General features: G+C 67.1%; 1 protein-coding gene and 1 pseudogene. One reads left to right on the top strand and one right to left on the bottom strand.

Annotation, left to right across the window (positions count from 1 at the left end; all coding sequences use genetic code 11):
* Window positions 1–287: pseudogene (gene tnpA, locus ACFHW1_RS28835) on the bottom strand (IS200/IS605 family transposase); the annotation flags it as partial.
* A 17-nt stretch (window positions 288–304) separates the two neighbouring features.
* On the opposite strand from tnpA, the gene ACFHW1_RS28830 reads away from it, so the two are divergent.
* The coding region (locus ACFHW1_RS28830; protein ID WP_416616739.1) for a helix-turn-helix domain-containing protein at window positions 305–590 on the top strand (286 nt) is incomplete at its 3' end.

Here is a 590-nt window from a genome sequence, read left to right as displayed (position 1 = left end):
AACTCCTGCCGCGGGCGGCGCGACGAGACGCCCTTGAGTGGGTTGACCAGGCGGGAAACGGCGACTTTGGGCGGGTGGTCGACCAGCAGGTGGAATGGTTGCCCTCGCCGTTGAACTCGACCAGTTCGGCCTCGAAGCCCGTGCACACGTCCCGCATGATCGCCTCCATCCGGGTCAGGTGCCGGTCGGCGAACACCGTGTACCGGAAACTTCGTCACGAAAGCCAAGTGGACATGCGTCGCGAAGACGCAGTGCCTGCCGGTACGGACACCTTCGACTTCTGCCATAGACCAACGATGATGTCGTGTGGTTCGTGCAGCTCCGGTACCAGTTCCGGGTCTACCCGACACCCGGCCAGCAGATCGCGCTGGCCCGGGCGTTCGGTTGCGCCCGGGTGGTGTTCAACGACGGGCTGCGCGCACGGCAGGAGGCACGCGAGCAGGATCTGCCGTACGTGTCGGACGCCGAGCTGTCGAAGCGGGTCATCACGCGGGCCAAGTCGACTCCGGAGCGGGCGTGGCTGGGCGAGGTGTCGGCGGTGGTGTCGCGGCAGGCCCTCGCGGACCTGAACGCCGCGTACCGCACCTTCT

This window comes from Micromonospora sp. LOL_014, from assembly GCF_048060245.1.
GTDB lineage: Bacteria > Actinomycetota > Actinomycetes > Mycobacteriales > Micromonosporaceae > Micromonospora_E.
This window is presented reverse-complemented; position numbering and strand designations above follow the sequence as displayed.